This is a genomic window from Priestia sp. FW507-14D1A (genome assembly GCF_058781295.1).
The window spans coordinates 1-16,312 of record NZ_JBYSWQ010000018.1; the positions used below are offsets into that span (position 1 = coordinate 1).

Annotated in this window: 20 protein-coding genes; 19 read left to right on the forward strand and 1 reads right to left on the reverse strand. The window is 36.9% G+C overall.

Annotation, left to right across the window (positions count from 1 at the left end; genetic code table 11):
* The first annotated feature begins 177 nt into the window (after window positions 1–177).
* From AC3WJG_RS26000 to rsmI, 10 genes are all read left to right on the forward strand, one after another.
* Window positions 178–360: a sigma factor G inhibitor Gin gene (locus AC3WJG_RS26000; protein ID WP_028410359.1), complete on the forward strand. Its 183-nt coding sequence runs from the start codon at window positions 178–180 to the stop codon at window positions 358–360.
* 153 nt (window positions 361–513) lie between these two features.
* On the forward strand, window positions 514–1,938 hold the full coding sequence (locus AC3WJG_RS26005) for an aminotransferase class I/II-fold pyridoxal phosphate-dependent enzyme (protein ID WP_060744943.1): 1,425 nt from the start codon (window positions 514–516) through the stop codon (window positions 1,936–1,938).
* A 16-nt stretch (window positions 1,939–1,954) separates the two neighbouring features.
* Complete coding sequence (tmk, locus tag AC3WJG_RS26010; RefSeq protein WP_013081331.1) at window positions 1,955–2,581, forward strand: dTMP kinase; 627 nt, start codon at window positions 1,955–1,957, stop codon at window positions 2,579–2,581.
* 63 nt (window positions 2,582–2,644) lie between these two features.
* Window positions 2,645–2,974, forward strand: a complete 330-nt coding sequence (gene darA / locus AC3WJG_RS26015) for a cyclic di-AMP receptor DarA (RefSeq protein WP_013054845.1) — start codon at window positions 2,645–2,647, stop codon at window positions 2,972–2,974.
* A gap of 33 nt (window positions 2,975–3,007) precedes the next feature.
* Window positions 3,008–4,000 (forward strand): DNA polymerase III subunit delta', encoded by a 993-nt coding sequence (holB, locus tag AC3WJG_RS26020; RefSeq protein ID WP_025753146.1) that lies wholly within the window; start codon window positions 3,008–3,010, stop codon window positions 3,998–4,000.
* A gap of 4 nt (window positions 4,001–4,004) precedes the next feature.
* Window positions 4,005–4,832, forward strand: a complete 828-nt coding sequence (locus AC3WJG_RS26025) for a PSP1 domain-containing protein (protein WP_028410357.1) — start codon at window positions 4,005–4,007, stop codon at window positions 4,830–4,832.
* A 14-nt stretch (window positions 4,833–4,846) separates the two neighbouring features.
* Window positions 4,847–5,212, forward strand: a complete 366-nt coding sequence (yabA, locus tag AC3WJG_RS26030; protein ID WP_013054848.1) for a DNA replication initiation control protein YabA — start codon at window positions 4,847–4,849, stop codon at window positions 5,210–5,212.
* Window positions 5,213–5,290: 78 nt separating this feature from the next.
* Window positions 5,291–6,037 (forward strand): tRNA1(Val) (adenine(37)-N6)-methyltransferase, encoded by a 747-nt coding sequence (locus tag AC3WJG_RS26035; protein WP_028410356.1) that lies wholly within the window; start codon window positions 5,291–5,293, stop codon window positions 6,035–6,037.
* Window positions 6,024–6,311 (forward strand): GIY-YIG nuclease family protein, encoded by a 288-nt coding sequence (locus AC3WJG_RS26040; protein WP_013054850.1) that lies wholly within the window; start codon window positions 6,024–6,026, stop codon window positions 6,309–6,311. Before AC3WJG_RS26035 ends, AC3WJG_RS26040 begins: the two co-directional genes overlap by 14 nt.
* Window positions 6,289–7,161, forward strand: coding sequence for a 16S rRNA (cytidine(1402)-2'-O)-methyltransferase (rsmI, locus tag AC3WJG_RS26045; RefSeq protein ID WP_028410355.1), 873 nt, complete (start codon window positions 6,289–6,291; stop codon window positions 7,159–7,161). The genes AC3WJG_RS26040 and rsmI overlap by 23 nt, the downstream gene beginning before the upstream one ends.
* Before the next feature lie 32 nt (window positions 7,162–7,193).
* On the opposite strand, the gene abrB is transcribed toward rsmI, so the two are convergent.
* Window positions 7,194–7,484, reverse strand: a complete 291-nt coding sequence (gene abrB, locus AC3WJG_RS26050) for a transition state genes transcriptional regulator AbrB (protein ID WP_170836841.1) — start codon at window positions 7,482–7,484, stop codon at window positions 7,194–7,196.
* Window positions 7,485–8,050: 566 nt separating this feature from the next.
* On the opposite strand from abrB, the gene metG reads away from it, so the two are divergent.
* From metG to purR, 9 genes are all read left to right on the forward strand, one after another.
* Window positions 8,051–10,033, forward strand: a complete 1,983-nt coding sequence (gene metG / locus AC3WJG_RS26055) for a methionine--tRNA ligase (protein ID WP_337134645.1) — start codon at window positions 8,051–8,053, stop codon at window positions 10,031–10,033.
* A gap of 71 nt (window positions 10,034–10,104) precedes the next feature.
* A complete protein-coding gene (locus AC3WJG_RS26060) occupies window positions 10,105–10,875 on the forward strand; it encodes a TatD family hydrolase (RefSeq protein WP_025753152.1) in 771 nt (256 codons plus the stop codon).
* A 223-nt stretch (window positions 10,876–11,098) separates the two neighbouring features.
* A complete protein-coding gene (gene rnmV, locus AC3WJG_RS26065; RefSeq protein ID WP_013081337.1) occupies window positions 11,099–11,662 on the forward strand; it encodes a ribonuclease M5 in 564 nt (187 codons plus the stop codon).
* Complete coding sequence (gene rsmA, locus AC3WJG_RS26070; RefSeq protein ID WP_028410352.1) at window positions 11,656–12,534, forward strand: 16S rRNA (adenine(1518)-N(6)/adenine(1519)-N(6))-dimethyltransferase RsmA; 879 nt, start codon at window positions 11,656–11,658, stop codon at window positions 12,532–12,534. Before rnmV ends, rsmA begins: the two co-directional genes overlap by 7 nt.
* A 77-nt stretch (window positions 12,535–12,611) precedes the next feature.
* Window positions 12,612–13,484 (forward strand): sporulation peptidase YabG, encoded by an 873-nt coding sequence (gene yabG, locus AC3WJG_RS26075; RefSeq protein WP_025601509.1) that lies wholly within the window; start codon window positions 12,612–12,614, stop codon window positions 13,482–13,484.
* A 273-nt stretch (window positions 13,485–13,757) separates the two neighbouring features.
* Window positions 13,758–13,991 carry a biofilm formation stimulator Veg gene (gene veg, locus AC3WJG_RS26080; protein ID WP_013054859.1) on the forward strand — a complete coding sequence of 78 codons (234 nt, stop codon included), beginning with the start codon at window positions 13,758–13,760 and terminating at the stop codon, window positions 13,989–13,991.
* A gap of 194 nt (window positions 13,992–14,185) precedes the next feature.
* Window positions 14,186–14,356 carry a small, acid-soluble spore protein, alpha/beta type gene (locus AC3WJG_RS26085; RefSeq protein ID WP_013054860.1) on the forward strand — a complete coding sequence of 57 codons (171 nt, stop codon included), beginning with the start codon at window positions 14,186–14,188 and terminating at the stop codon, window positions 14,354–14,356.
* A gap of 198 nt (window positions 14,357–14,554) precedes the next feature.
* Window positions 14,555–15,424 carry a 4-(cytidine 5'-diphospho)-2-C-methyl-D-erythritol kinase gene (gene ispE / locus AC3WJG_RS26090; RefSeq protein WP_025753156.1) on the forward strand — a complete coding sequence of 290 codons (870 nt, stop codon included), beginning with the start codon at window positions 14,555–14,557 and terminating at the stop codon, window positions 15,422–15,424.
* 56 nt (window positions 15,425–15,480) lie between these two features.
* Window positions 15,481–16,302, forward strand: coding sequence for a pur operon repressor (gene purR / locus AC3WJG_RS26095; protein ID WP_013054862.1), 822 nt, complete (start codon window positions 15,481–15,483; stop codon window positions 16,300–16,302).
* Window positions 16,303–16,312 lie beyond the last annotated feature (10 nt).

Consider the following 16,312-nt stretch of genomic DNA (forward strand, 5'->3'; position numbering starts at 1 on the left):
TGGGACTTTGTCCCTGTGAGAGTAGGACGTTGCCAGGCACCTGAAAAAGGACTAGCTATTTTAGCTAGTCCTTTTTTTATTATTCACAGAGTATAAGCTATCTACATAAAATGGGGTAAATGAACTGCATAAAGACGTTACATCTTGTCGATACTTAATTAGTGGAGGTGGAGAGTAATGGAAAAACAAATTAAAACATGTTCCGTTTGTCATGAACAGAATACAAAGGGTATTGAGGTGTTTTCCAGCTTTATATGCCAACACTGCGAGATAGAGATTGTAGAGGTGGATTCATCTCATTTTCGTTATCAATTGTTAGTAGATCAATTAAAGAGAATATCAGGAGCGTTTTCTTACTAAAAGCCCTTTTTTATAAGGGCTTCTTTATATGGCTCAAAAAAATCAACTAAGTTTGTTATAATGAAAGAAAAATCAATTTTGATAGGAAAAATACTTACATATTCTTTTATCAAGTTAACAATGTTATATTTACAAAAAGTAAGGAATGGATGTATGGACACATATTTACCTTTATATAACCGTTTAGTAAGGCACAGCGAAAAGAGGTCACTCTCTTATCACGTGCCCGGCCACAAAAATGGTCAAATTCTACCTTCACATATTCAGTCTTCTTACGCAGACTTTTTGCAATACGATCTAACAGAAATTAGCGGATTAGATGATTTACATGAAGCAGAATCTGTTATTAAAGAAGCACAAGAGTTAACGGCAAAGTTGTATGGAGTAGATGAAAGCTTTTTTTTAGTTAATGGTTCTACTGTAGGCAATCTCGCCGCGATTTTCTCTCTTTGTCAAGAAGGAGATAAAATTGCTGTTCAAAGAGATTCTCATAAATCTATTTTTAATGCTATTGCTTTATCAAAGGCATCACCTATTTTTTTAGCTCCTGAAATAGATTCAAAAACACATCTTAGTACAGGTGTATCCATTAAAACAATTAAAGCAGCTTTAGAGGGTTCTCAGGATATAAAAGCATTTGTATTAACAAATCCTACTTACTACGGGGTAGCGCGAGATTTAAAGGAGATCATTGATTTTATTCATGGCTACAATATTCCTATAATTATTGATGAAGCTCATGGAGCCCACTTTATTTTAGGTAATCCTTTTCCGTCGTCAGCTGTTACGTATGGAGCGGATCTTGTTGTTCAGTCAGCACATAAAACGCTGCCAGCTATGACTATGGGTTCTTATTTACATATGCAGGGGACGTTGATAAATAAGCAAAGCGTTCGGCATTACCTACAAGTACTGCAGTCAAGCAGTCCCTCATACCCTATTATGGCTTCTCTCGATTTAGCAAGGTATTATCTGCAGCAGTTTACTCAGCATGATATTGATAGAATGACTGACAATATTCATTCGTTTGTTGAAAAGATTAATGAGATTGATACACTTTCAACTATTGATGTGGAAACAGATCAAACTGTTACCGACCTTTTGAAAATGACGTTGACTTGTTCGGCTGCAACAGGATATCATTTGCAAAAGGAACTGGAAAAGCAAGATATTTATACAGAACTAGCTGACGTTAACTACGTATTGTTTGTTCTACCTTTAAGCAGTAGATGGGATTTTAATGATACAATTAAGCGGGTTAGACAAGCAGTAGAGAATATACAGCGTAAGTCATATGAAAAACCACTAATCAAACCATTTCGTTTTTCAAGAGCAACGGTTCTCCTGCCTATGGAAGAAAGAAAACTAAGATCAAAGCATATGTGTTCGTTTGAAGAAGCGATTGGGCGTGTAAGTGCACAATCTGTTATTCCATATCCTCCTGGAATTCCTATTTTAATGGAGGGAGAAACGATTACGAGCAATCATATTGACTATATTTTGCATATTCAAAGGTTAAATGGTCATATTCAGGGCGGCTCTTGTATGGAAGAAGGAAAGATAGAAGTATTTAAATAGAGAAAGGAATTTATACATGTCAGGAACGTTTATTACATTCGAAGGGCCAGAAGGTGCTGGTAAGACGACGATCATCCATATGGTTCAACAAAAATTAATACAAGAGGGCTATAATATTGTATTAACAAGAGAGCCTGGAGGCATACGAATTGCTGAACAAATTCGTGAAATCATCTTAAATCCATCTAATACGGAAATGGATGCCAGAACCGAAGCACTTCTTTATGCTGCGGCTAGAAGACAACATCTTGTAGAAAAAGTGATTCCTGAGCTAAATAAAGGGAATATAGTATTATGCGACCGTTTTATTGATAGCTCACTTGCTTATCAAGGAAATGCGCGGGGTATAGGCGTAGAAGATATTTTTGCTATCAATCAATTTGCTATTGAGCAAACGATGCCACAGGCCACTTTATATTTTGATATTGAGCCTGAGGTCGGGTTAGAAAGAATTAATAAAGGTCGAAAAGATGAGATTAATCGATTAGATTTAGAATCCTTAGACTTTCATTACAAAGTACGAGATGGATATTTATCTCTTTTGAGTGAATTTCCAGAGCGTATTCGACGAATTGATGCAAATCAATCCGTTGAAAAAGTCTGTGAAGAAGCTTATAAACAAATAAAATTGATTTTAAAATAAATACAGATGATCGTTATTCTTGCTATACTATTCTTAACAAAAAAGTAAAATGAGGTGTTATTCATGAAATTAGTAATGGCCGTTATTCAAGATTCAGATAGCTCAAAGCTTTTAAATGCACTTGTAGAAAGAGGGTTTCGTTCAACCAAATTATCAAGTACGGGCGGATTTTTAAAATCAGGAAATACAACAATTATGATTGGTACAGATGATCATAAAGTAGATGAAGTACTTGATATTATTAAGGGCCAATGTGAAAACCGCAGACAGATGATTTCTCCTGTGGCACCGATGGGCGGTAATGCAGATTCATACATTCCGTATCCTGTTGAAGTTGAAGTGGGCGGAGCTACAGTATTCGTACTACCAGTAGATCAATTTCATCAATTTTAAGAGAGAAGATTTTAAATAGAAAGTGATGATTGAATGGGAAATACATGGGAACAGCTTGAAGCTCTTCAGCCGAACGTATTAAAGATTTTACAAAACAGCTTACTTAAAGAGCGAGTTGCTCATGCTTATTTATTTGAAGGAAGCAAAGGAACAGGTAAAAAACAAATTAGTTTTTTGTTTGCTAAAGCGCTGTTTTGCCAAAATCCAGTTAATCATAGGCCATGCCATGAGTGCAGTAACTGCCGGCGAATTGATTCAGGTAATCATCCAGATATTCACTTGATTGAGCCAGCTGGTTTATCGATTAAAAAAGAGCAAATTCAATTTTTGCAATCAGAATTCACAAAAACCGGTGTTGAATCTAATAAAAAGTTATATATTGTGAATCATGTTGATAAAATGACAGTAAGCGCAGCAAATAGTTTACTGAAATTTTTAGAAGAGCCTGGCAACGGAACTTATGCAGTTTTATTGACAGAAAATATACAGCGCTTATTAGATACGATTATCTCACGTTGCCAAGTAATATCATTTCGATCTCTTACACCAGAACAGTTAGCTGAAAAACTAGTAGAAAATGGCCTTTCCGCAGTAGATGCGTCCATCTTGTCTAATTTAACAAACAGCATTGATGAAGCAATTGAATTAAGTAAAGATGAATGGTTTGGACTTGCAATAAAGTTAGTGATACAATTATATGAAGTGTTAACAACGAGACCTCAACAAGCTCTTCTTTTTATTCATGAAAAGTGGGTAACACATTTTAAAGAAAAAGAACAAGCACATATTGGTTTAACTTTATTGATGCTTCTTTATCGTGATTTGTTGACGCTGCAAGTTGGACAAGAGTCTAAAATCGTCTATCGTCATAAAATAGAAGAATTAAAACAGCAAGCTCTTCAGACAACGCAGGAAAAAGCGATTTATCGCTTAGAGGTTATCTTGAAGGCCAAAAATAAATTAAATTCAAATATGAATCTACAGTTATTAATGGAACAGCTGGTGTTGGATTTGCAGGAGGGATAAAAGCTTGTATGATGTAGTAGGCGTTCGCTTTAAAAAAGCGGGAAAAATATATTATTTTGACCCTGGAGAACTTACAATTCCAGATGGTGAGTTTGTTATTGTAGAAACAGTTCGTGGTGTTGAATTTGGCAGAGTGGTTATTAATAAAAAGCAAGTAAGTGAAAACGATGTCGTACTTCCTTTGAAAAAAGTAATCCGCATTGCCGAACAAAAAGACAGGCTGATTGTGGATGAAAATAAACAAGCTGCTAGAGAAGCGTATGACGTATGCGTGCAAAAAATTCAATCACACGATTTAGATATGAAGTTAGTAGATGTAGAATATACGTTTGATCGTAATAAAGTCATTTTTTATTTTACAGCAGACGGCCGTATTGATTTTAGAGAGTTAGTTAAAGATTTAGCTGCTATTTTCCGTACGCGAATTGAGCTTCGTCAAATCGGTGTACGAGACGAGGCAAAACTGTTGGGCGGGATAGGTCCTTGTGGCCGTATGCTATGTTGCTCAACGTTTTTAGGTGATTTTGAGCCGGTTTCTATTAAGATGGCCAAAGACCAAAACCTATCGCTTAATCCAACGAAAATTTCTGGTTTATGCGGACGTTTGATGTGTTGTTTAAAATATGAAAATGATGAGTATGAAACGGCAAAAGAACAGCTTCCTGATATAGGCTCAACAATTAAAACTTCAGATGGTTCAGGACGTGTAGTGGGTTTGAATATTTTGGAAAGAATTATTCAAGTGGAACTGTCAGATCACGAACAAATTTTAGAGTATACTCTGGATGAGATCAATAATGAAGGTGCTGTTTCGTTTCAAGCCACAGATTAACGAGGTGGGCAAAGGTGGATAAAAAAGAGATTTTTGATTCGGTGACAAACATGGAGGAACAAATTGGTCATTTATATAAGCAGTTAGGTGAGTTGAAAGAGCATCTTGCTGAGCTAATTGAAGAAAATCATCACCTGCAAATAGAAAATGATCATTTGCGCCGTCGCCTTGACCAGACAAACTTCGAAACGAAGCTGAAAAATAGACATTCAAAAGCAAGCGCTCAAACAAAAGAGCAAAAACAAATTGATATCGGAGAAGGATATGACAATTTGGCTCGCCTTTACCAAGAGGGTTTTCATATTTGTAACATTCATTATGGAAGTGTGCGTAAAGATGGAGACTGTTTGTTTTGCTTGTCATTTTTAAATAAAAAGTAACAACACCTCTCCCTTTTGGAGAGGTTCTTTTTATGAGTAAAAGATGTAAATAATAGATGTACAAGGAGAAGAACGACTATGGTTGAGTTATATGGAGATGAACGTTTAGATTATCTATTAGCCGATGAGGAGATGCGCATTATTCAAAGTCCGTCTGTCTTTTCCTTTTCATTGGATGCTGTGCTTTTATCTCACTTTGCTTATGTCCCAATTCGTAAAGGTAACTTGGTTGATTTATGTTCAGGAAACGGTGTAATCCCACTGTTTTTATCTAAACGAACAAAGGGAAAAATTATTGGTGTAGAAATTCAAGAGCGGCTACATAGTATGGCGCAAAGAAGTATTGCGTATAATCAGCTCGATGGGCAGATTAAAATGATACATGATGATTTAAAAAATGCGCCTCAAGAACTGGGTTATGGAAAATATGATGTTGTAACATGTAATCCTCCTTATTTCACCACATCCAATAAAGAAGAGATAAATGAAAACGAACACTTTGCAATCGCTCGCCACGAAATTCATTGTTCGTTGGAAGATGTGATTAGAGCCAGCAGTCAACTAGTGAAGCAAGGCGGAAAAGTGGCATTAGTTCACCGTCCAGGAAGACTGTTAGATATCGTTACGTTAATGAGGCAGTACCGTTTAGAGCCAAAGAGACTTCAGTTTGTGTATCCTAAAGATGGGAAAGAAGCAAATACACTTTTAATTGAAGGTACGAAGGATGGAAGTCCAGACTTAAAGATTCTTCCTCCGCTGGTGGTCTACCAAGATAATGATGAATACACGGACGAATTAAAAAGGATTTTATATGGAACAAAATAATCATTATTTTTACGTAGTGGAATGCAAGGACTGTACGTATTATGCTGGTTACACGAATAATTTGCAAAAACGTATTTCTGTCCATAATGAAGGAAAAGGGGCAAAATATACGAGAGCAAGAAGGCCTGTTTCATTAATTTGGCATGAGGTATTTACTTCTAAAACAGAAGCTATGCAAAAAGAATATTGGTTCAAACAGTTAAGCAGAGTGCAAAAACAGGCTTACATTCGAAGGGAGCAAGAAAAGCAGAATGAAATCACAAAAAAGTTATGATGTATCGAATGAACGAGGCGTTTTATATTTAGTTCCCACTCCTATTGGAAACTTAGAGGATATGACGTTTCGTGCGATTCGAATTTTAAAAGAAGTTGATTATATTGCCGCAGAAGATACGAGACAAACGAAAAAACTATGTAACCACTTTGAGATTGATACGCCTATTACAAGTTATCATGAACATAATAAACATACAAAAAGTGAACAGCTGTTAAGCGACTTAGATGGTGAAAAAAATATTGCTTTAGTAAGCGACGCGGGCATGCCTTGTATTTCAGATCCTGGTTATGAGTTAGTGGTAGCTGCCGTTAAAGAAGGATATACGGTTGTTCCGCTGCCGGGGCCTAACGCAGCATTAACAGCTTTAATTGCTTCGGGACTACCTACGGGGCAGTTTTATTTTTATGGATTTTTAAACAGAAATAAAAAACAGCGTAAAGAACAGCTTCAAGAGCTTCAGTATATTAAGGAAAGCATGATATTTTATGAAGCCCCTCATCGATTAAAAGAAACGCTAAAGAGTATAGAAGAAATTTTAGGGAACCGATCTATTGTGTTATGTAGAGAGTTAACAAAACGCTATGAAGAATTTTTAAGAGGAAGCGTATTAGAAGCAATTGAATGGACAAATGCCACAGATATTAGAGGCGAATTCTGCTTAATTCTTGAAGGGACAAATGAAGAAGCACCAGATGAAAGTAATCTATGGTGGGAACAGCTCACTATTATCGAGCATGTTGATCACTATGTAGAAGAAGGGCTTTCAAACAAAGAAGCTATTAAGCAAGTGGCAAAAGACCGAGATGTGTCAAAGCGAGACATTTATAGTGAATATCACGTACATTAAAAAAAGCTGTCTATCATAGACAGCTTTTCGTTTTATTTAGAAGCTTGTAAAGAATCTTGAAGTTCTTTCATGATTTGTTCTGCACCTTCACGGCTTAGAATTAATTTGCCGCTAGCAAGTTGAATGTTATCATCAGATACTTCACCTGTTACTTGGCAAGTCATGTTTGGTTTGTATTTTTTTAAGATGATGCGCTCTTCATCTACATAGATTTCTAGAGCATCTTTCTCTGCAATTCCTAATGTACGACGTAATTCAATTGGAATTACTACGCGTCCTAATTCATCAACTTTACGAACAATACCTGTAGATTTCATGTTAATCGTTCTCCTCTCAGTAATCATTTTTCTATGTTATTACTTTCGTCATTATTCGACAATTTCAACGTACTTTCATAATACCAGCGTTTCCAAAACTAGTCAATCATTTTATATGTAAAAAAATGTAGCTGGTAAAAAATTTTTTTCTCGACTTGTTTACAAGCTAATTGTGACCGTCAGTCAAGGAATGACAAGGGGTTTCATTGGAAAAAAGATTAATCGTCTAAATAGCTTGATATTAACTATTTTGAAGATAGGGTAAATATAATTCGACATAAAACGACAAAATTAGACCTATTTGTCGTTTTCATCAAAGTGACTTTTTGAATGAGGGTATATTTTATATAAAAATAGGGCGAAGCTGATACAATTAACAGGATTATTTTTTGGAAAAATAACGATTATTTAAAAATGAAGTGAATCCGTCATATTCCGGTGTATATAGGAAGAGAATGTTTTGAAATTATCATGTAAAATAGTATGATAGATAGTAGAATAAGAAGACAGGGTTTATATGATTACATACATATAAATCAAAATGTTGAAATGGAATGTTGGAGGTTATGAACATGGCAGATGGAAATAATACATTTTATATTACTACGCCGATTTATTATCCGAGTGGTAAATTACATATAGGGCATGCATACACGACGGTAGCGGGAGATGCAATGGCTCGTTATAAACGTTTGAGAGGGTTTGACGTACGTTATTTAACAGGTACGGATGAACATGGTCAAAAAATTCAGCGAAAAGCAGAAGAGAAAAACGTGACACCTCAGCAATACGTAGATGATATTGTATCTGGAATCAAAGAACTGTGGGATAAGATGGATATTTCGTATGATGATTTTATCCGTACAACAGAATCCAGACATAAAGAAATCGTGGAAAAGATTTTCGCGCGCCTTTTAGAACAAGGTGATATTTATCTTGATGAGTATGAAGGTTGGTATTCAGTTCCCGATGAGACGTACTATACAGAGCATCAACTAGTAGATCCAATCGTTGAAAATGGAAAAGTTGTAGGCGGAAAAAGCCCGGATAGCGGACACCCTGTAGAGCTCGTTCGAGAAGAGTCCTATTTCTTTAAAATGGGGAAATACGTAGATCGTTTACTAGCTTTTTATGAAGAAAACCCTTCATTTATTCAACCAGAGTCCCGTAAAAACGAAATGATCAATAATTTTATTAAGCCTGGCCTTGAAGACTTAGCTGTTTCTCGTACGACGTTTGATTGGGGGGTAAAAGTTCCAGGTAACCCAAAACACGTTATTTACGTATGGATTGATGCGCTTTCTAACTATATCACCTCTCTTGGGTATGATACAGAGAACGATGAAAACTATCGAAAATATTGGCCTGCCAACGTACATTTAGTAGGAAAAGAAATCGTACGTTTCCATACTATTTATTGGCCAATCATGTTGATGGCACTTGATTTGCCACTTCCTAAGAAAGTATTTGCTCACGGCTGGTTATTAATGAAAGATGGAAAGATGTCGAAGTCAAAAGGGAATGTAGTAGACCCAGTGACATTGATTGACCGCTATGGACTAGATGCCCTTCGTTACTACTTACTTCGTGAAGTTCCATTCGGTTCAGACGGTGTATTCACACCAGAAGCGTTTGTTGAACGTATTAACTTTGACTTAGCAAATGACCTTGGCAACCTAGTTAATCGTACAGTGGCGATGATTAATAAATATTTTGATGGTGTTATTCCGACTTATGAAGGCAATGTAACAGAGTTTGATGCACTTATCGTCCAAGCTCAAAAAGATACAGTGAATAAATATGAAGAAGCGATGGAAGATATGGAGTTTTCAGTGGCTCTTGCTTCTATCTGGCAATATGTAAGCCGCACGAATAAATACATTGATGAAACGCAGCCTTGGGCGTTAGCAAAAGATGAGAATAAGCGTGCAGAACTTGCTTCTGTTATGACACATCTGGCTGAATCAATTCGTCACATTGCGGTATTACTGCAGCCATTCTTAACACGTACACCTGAGAAAATTTTTGCTCAGATTGGTGTAAAAGAAGATGTATTAAAAACGTGGGAAAGTACGACGCGTTTTAATATGCTTAAAGAAGGCACAAAAGTAGAAAAAGGTGAGCCAATGTTCCCTCGTCTAGATCGAGAAGAAGAGGTAGCGTTTATTAAAGAGCAGATGCAAGGAAGTACTCCAAAAGAAGAAAAACCTGTTGTGAAGGAAGAGTCTTCTGAAGAGATTACAATTGATGATTTCATGAAAGTAGAGCTTCGTGTAGCGCAAGTTACGCAAGTAGAACCAGTTAAAAAGGCAGATAAACTATTAAAGCTTCAGCTTGATCTTGGCTATGAAAAACGCCAGGTTGTATCAGGTATTGCCAAGTTTTATAAGCCTGAAGAATTAGTAGGTCGAAAAGTAATTTGTGTAACCAACTTAAAACCTGTGAAACTGCGCGGTGAACTATCACAAGGAATGATTTTAGCGGGTGAAGATGAGAATGGTCTTTCACTAGCAAGCGTAGATCAAAACTTAGCAAATGGCACGAAGATAAAATAAGTATAGGCAAAAGGGGTGTTTCACGTGTAACATGCGAGGACCCCCTTTTATTCATGGAAAGGATCGATTAGATGTTATTTGATACACATGTTCATTTAAACGCAGAACAGTATGAAGATGATTTGCAAGAAGTAATTAATCGTGCGTTAGAAAAAGGTGTTCAAAACATGGTAGTTGTGGGATTCGATGAACCTACCATCAAAAAGGCTATTCAAATAGCTGAAACGTATGACTTTATCTATGCTAGTGTAGGATGGCATCCAGTAGATGCAATTGATATGACAGATGAGCACTTAGCTTGGATTGAAGAGTTAGCTCAGCATCCGAAAGTTGTGGCTTTAGGGGAAATGGGATTAGACTACCATTGGGATAAATCACCTAAAGAGGTTCAAAAGGACGTATTTCGCCGTCAAATTCGCTTAGCTCGCAAAGTGAATTTACCTATCATTATTCATAATCGTGATGCAACGGAAGACGTGGTAACCATTTTAAAAGAAGAGCACGTAGAAGAAGTAGGCGGGATTATGCATTGCTTCACGGGCAGTATTGAAGTAGCGAAGCAGTGTATGGATATGAATATGTATATTTCTTTTGGTGGACCTGTTACTTTTAAAAATGCGAAAAAACCAAAAGAAGTTGCTACAGAGCTTCCTTTAGACAAACTATTAATTGAAACAGACTGTCCTTATCTAACTCCTCATCCATTCCGCGGCAAGCGCAATGAACCTGGTTATGTTTCATACGTAGCAGAGCAAATTGCAGAGTTAAAAGGGATAACGTATGAAGAATTAGCTGATATTACAACAGCTAACGCCAAAAAGCTATTTGGCATTAATGATTAAAACTTTTTCTCATATAACAATCATTTTCGTGTTAAAGTAAAGATAGGCGCAGAGGAGAATGTTATCCTCTGCCTTTTTCAGTTAAAATAACAGGTAAATGCTTTTTAATTTAGTTGATAATAAGATAAAACGTTGATTTCATAGAAGAAAAATGATGTGCGTAACGAGCATTTCGTTTTTACTGAAAAGCAAATGAACAAAACTGAATGTTTTGGAGGAAGCAATGAAGATTAAAGAAATTATTGTAGTAGAAGGCCGAGATGACACTGTAGCGATTAAACGTGCAGTGGATGCGGATACCATCGAGACAAATGGATCAGCTGTAAATGAAGAAACCATTGAGAAAGTAAAATTAGCTCAAAAAACAAGAGGCGTGATTATTTTTACAGATCCAGATTATCCGGGACAGCGAATTCGAAATATTGTTTCAGAACGTGTTCCCGGATGTAAACATGCATTCTTAGATAAAGAAGAGGCTCGCCCTAAAAATGGCAAAGGCATTGGAGTTGAACATGCTTCTATTGCGTCTATTCAAAAAGCACTAAAAGATGTGAAGCAAGAGTGGATGGGGGCAGCTATGGAGATTTCTCAAGAGGATTTAATCGTAGCTCGTTTGATAGGAGATAGTAAAGCCAAATCTCGACGTGAAAGAATAGGAAAGTTATTAAAAATTGGCTATGCCAACGGAAAGCAGCTCCATAAACGCTTACAGATGTTCCAAATTTCAAAAGAGGACTTTATCAGAGCTGTTGAGCAGATAAATAAGGAGGAAAAGGGATCGTGTTAAAAGATATTGCAACGCCTAATCGAACCAAGGAAATTTTAAAGAAATACGGTTTTACATTTAAAAAGAGTTTGGGACAAAATTTTTTAATTGATACGAACATTTTACATCGTATTGTTGATCATGCGGAAATAACAGAAGAAACGGGAGCTATTGAAATTGGACCTGGTATCGGGGCCTTAACTGAACAGCTAGCAAAGCGCGCAAAAAAAGTACTAGCATTTGAAATCGATCAGCGTCTGCTTCCGATTTTAGCTGATACGCTTTCTCCTTACCCAAATGCAAAAGTTATTCATCAAGATGTGTTAAAAGCGGATTTAAAAGGGACGCTCGAACAAGAATTCGAAAACATAGAAGATTTAATGGTCGTTGCGAATTTACCCTATTATGTGACGACACCCATTTTGATGAAATTATTAGAAGAGCAAATTCCGGTACGTGGAATCGTCGTTATGCTTCAAAAAGAAGTTGCTGACCGTATAGCAGCTAAACCGGGAACAAAAGAGTACGGTTCACTTTCTATTGCGATTCAATACTATACAGAGGCTGAGACGGTTATGATTGTGCCTAAAACAGTGTTTAATCCGCAGCCTAATGTAGACTCAGCTGTTATTCGATTGTTAAGAAGACCGAAGCCAGCGGTAGAAGTACAAGATGAAGCATTCTTCTTTCAAGTTGTACGAGCAAGTTTCGGACAGCGTCGAAAAACAATTTTAAACAATCTAGTGAACAACTTGCCAAATGGGAAGCAGAAAAAAGCGGACATTGAGCAAGCACTTTCAACTGCTGAAATTGATCCGAAACGAAGAGGCGAAACGTTATCTATTCAAGAATTTGGAAAGTTAAGTGATCAACTTTTAAAATCATTTCGCTAAATTATCACATTTTTATCATGAAGTCATAGGCTATGAAGAGAATTTATTTTTGAAGTAGCAAAGACGGAGTGAAGCATATGAACATCAAAATTGGTGATATAGTTACACGACCTTCTTATCAAAGAGATTTGCTTTTTCGTGTTATAGCTATTAATGACAGCGAAGCGGGGAAATATGCGACTTTAATAGGAGAAGACGTTCGGTTGATTGCCGACGCTCCTTGTACAGATCTAGAGGTTGTGGATGCTAAAGAACAGGATCAAAGAAAAAAACAAGAAGAAGAACTTTTAGAAAGATCCTTGGAGCTTATTCAACAGGATTATCGGCTCGTTCGAGAGAAAACTGAATATAGCATGACAAATGGATACAGCCATTCACATCGCTTATTTCAAATTCCAGGAAAGGTCCTGCACGTAGACGGAGACCCTAATTATTTACGTAAATGTTTGTTGGTTTACGAAAAAATTGGTGTTCCTGTTTATGGTGTTCATTGCGTTGAGTCAGAAATGCCGGAGAAGGTTGGAAAGCTAATTGAGGATGTAAGACCTGATATTCTAGTGCTGACAGGTCATGATGCCTATTCCAAAGGAAAAGGAAATAAAGATGATCTCCTTGCTTATAGACATTCCAAGCACTATATTCAAACAGTCCAAGAAGCAAGAAAAAGAGTTGGTAATTTAGATCAGCTGGTGATCTTTGCAGGTGCCTGTCAATCGCATTTTGAATTATTGATTCAAGCTGGAGCAAACTTTGCTAGTTCACCTTCACGTGTAAATATTCATGCTCTTGACCCTGTGTATGTAGTAGCAAAACTAAGTTTTACTCCTTTCACGGATCGTATTAATGTATGGGACGTCTTACGTAATACATTAACGGGTGCTAAAGGTTTAGGAGGAGTAGAAACAAAAGGGCTGCTTCGCACGGGCATGCCTTATGAAAGCGATGAGTAGAAATAAAAACAACTGGTTACAGCATGTACACGCATGATGTGCAACCAGTTGTTTTTTCGTATGAAGCCAAAGTATACGCTTAATTACACAAAATCATTTTCAATATTTGCTAAAGATATACATATTTCGTTGAAAAACGAGCATACTAACAGCGAAATGTAGATTCATGTTGAAAATTATTTATTGACACAATTAGAGATAGATTGTTATAATTTTATGTTTTTGACTATTTTTCTAACATGTGTTACACTATACATAGTGAGGTGGACCAATATGGCGAAAACTTTGTCTGATATTAAGCAAGCGCTGGATTTGCACCTAGGCCAACGATTAACTTTAAAAGCAAACGGTGGTCGTAGAAAAACAGTAGAACGTTCAGGTGTATTAACAGAAACGTACCCATCTGTTTTTATCGTTGAATTAGATCAAGAGGAAAACTCTTTGGAGCGCGTTTCGTATAGTTACGCAGATGTGTTAACGGAAACAGTGCAACTAAAATTTTTCTAAGAATGACATAGGCAATATAGCAAGTGGTGATGAGCAGTGGACATTGGTTTACTGCTTTTTTATTGGTCTTTTTTTCAAATTATATATGCAATATTTTTTATACATACTATACATATCGTCCTCGCGTTTCTTATGTAAAAGAGCGAGGAGATTCAGGTTGAAATTTCATTTTATACGTAAAGGAGCCATGTGCAATGTCAAGGCGTAGAGGGATTATGTCATCGAAGCTGAAAGAAGAACTGGCTAAAGAACTTGGTTTTTACGATACTGTACAAGCAGAAGGCTGGGGCGCTATTCGGGCAAAAGACGCAGGCAATATGGTGAAGCGAGCTGTAGAGCTTGCACAGCAGCAGCTAAAGCAATAGCATAGTGAAAATCAATGCTTATACGATTATTTAAAGTGAAATGAGGAAAACCGAAGTGTATAACCGCTTCGGTTTTTTTGTCCCAAAATGAAAGATAAAAAAGAGGATTAAACAAAGATGTTTAAATGAACAGCTATATCTTGTTCATTTTATGATAAAATAGCGTTAAACTCGATAAGATGAAGTAGGTGAAGTAAGTTGAAATTAATGGTGAAAGCACCGGCTAAAATAAATTTGTCACTTGATGTGTTACATAAACGTCCAGATGGTTACCATGAAGTTAAGATGATTATGACAACAATTGATTTAGCGGACAGAATTGAACTTTCTGACCGTGAAGATGGACGAATTGTTATTTATTCTCATAATCGCTTTGTTCCAGATGACCAGCGAAATCTCGCTTATCAGGCAGCGCAGATTTTGAAGCGACGTTATAACATTTCAAAAGGTGTAAATATATTAATTGATAAACATATTCCAGTAGCTGCCGGATTAGCTGGAGGCAGCAGTGACGCGGCTGCTACATTACGCGGTTTAAATACGTTATGGGAATTAGGGTTATCATTAGACACACTTGCAGAAATAGGGGCTGAGATTGGCTCTGACGTATCTTTTTGCGTGTACGGAGGGACAGCTCTTGCTACAGGGCGCGGAGAGATTGTAGAGCATATTGAGGCACCTCCAAGCTGCTGGGTGATTTTGGCTAAGCCTGAAATAGGTGTTTCTACAGCAGATGTATATCGAAACTTAAAAATTGAAGAGATGGATCATCCGAAAGTAGATGAGATGGTTCACGCCATACAATCAGGAAATTATGATGAAATGTGTAGCCTTGTCGGAAATGTATTGGAAGCAGTAACGCTGAAAATGCATCCGGAAGTAGCTCTCATTAAAGAACAAATAAAGCGTTTTGGCGCCGATGCTGTGCTCATGAGCGGCAGTGGGCCAACTGTATTCGGACTTGTACAGCATGATTCACGTATGCACCGCATTTATAATGGATTACGTGGCTTTTGTGATAAAGTTTATGCAGTTAGGCTACTAGGTGAACGAATAACGCTTGAATAAATCCGTATGTTAATGTTATATTTACATTACAATATTCGGATTTTCAGGAGGATGTTATGAAGTTTCGACGTAGTGGACGATTAATTGATATGACCAACTATTTCATTCAAAACCCTCAGCGCCTTATTCCTCTTACGTATTTTGCAGATAAATATGATTCAGCAAAATCATCTATTAGTGAAGATATGGCGATTATTAAACAAACTTTTGAACAGCAGGGTATCGGAACTTTGGTTACGCTACCAGGGGCTGCCGGCGGAGTTAAATTCATTCCAAAGATGACGAATGAAGAAGCCGGTCAGCTTGTTCAAGAATTATGTGGGTTGATTGAAAAACCTGAGCGTTTATTGCCAGGTGGATATTTATATTTAACTGATATTTTAGGGAACCCCCGCGTTGTGAATAAAATCGGTCGCTTGTATGCGTCGCTTTTTGCTAACCGCAAAATCGATGTGGTGATGACTGTAGCAACAAAAGGTATTCCTATTGCGTATGCGGTTGCTCAGTATTTAGATGTGCCCGTTGTTATTGTGCGCAGAGACAGTAAAGTAACTGAAGGATCGACCGTTAGTATTAACTACGTATCGGGTTCATCTAAGCGCATTCAAACGATGCTGTTAGCTAAAAGAAGTTTAGCGGTGGGGTCAAATGTACTCATCATTGATGATTTCATGAAAGCTGGCGGTACTGTAAATGGAATGGTTAGCTTGCTTGAAGAGTTCGATGCAACTGTTGCTGGTATTGGAGTTTTAGTAGAATCAGAAGATATTGAAGAACGTTTAGTGGATGAGTATGTGTCCCTTGTACAATTAACAGATGTAAATATCAAAGATAAACAAATTCGTGTACAAGAAGGCAATTACTTAAAATATATTTGATCAAGTAAGG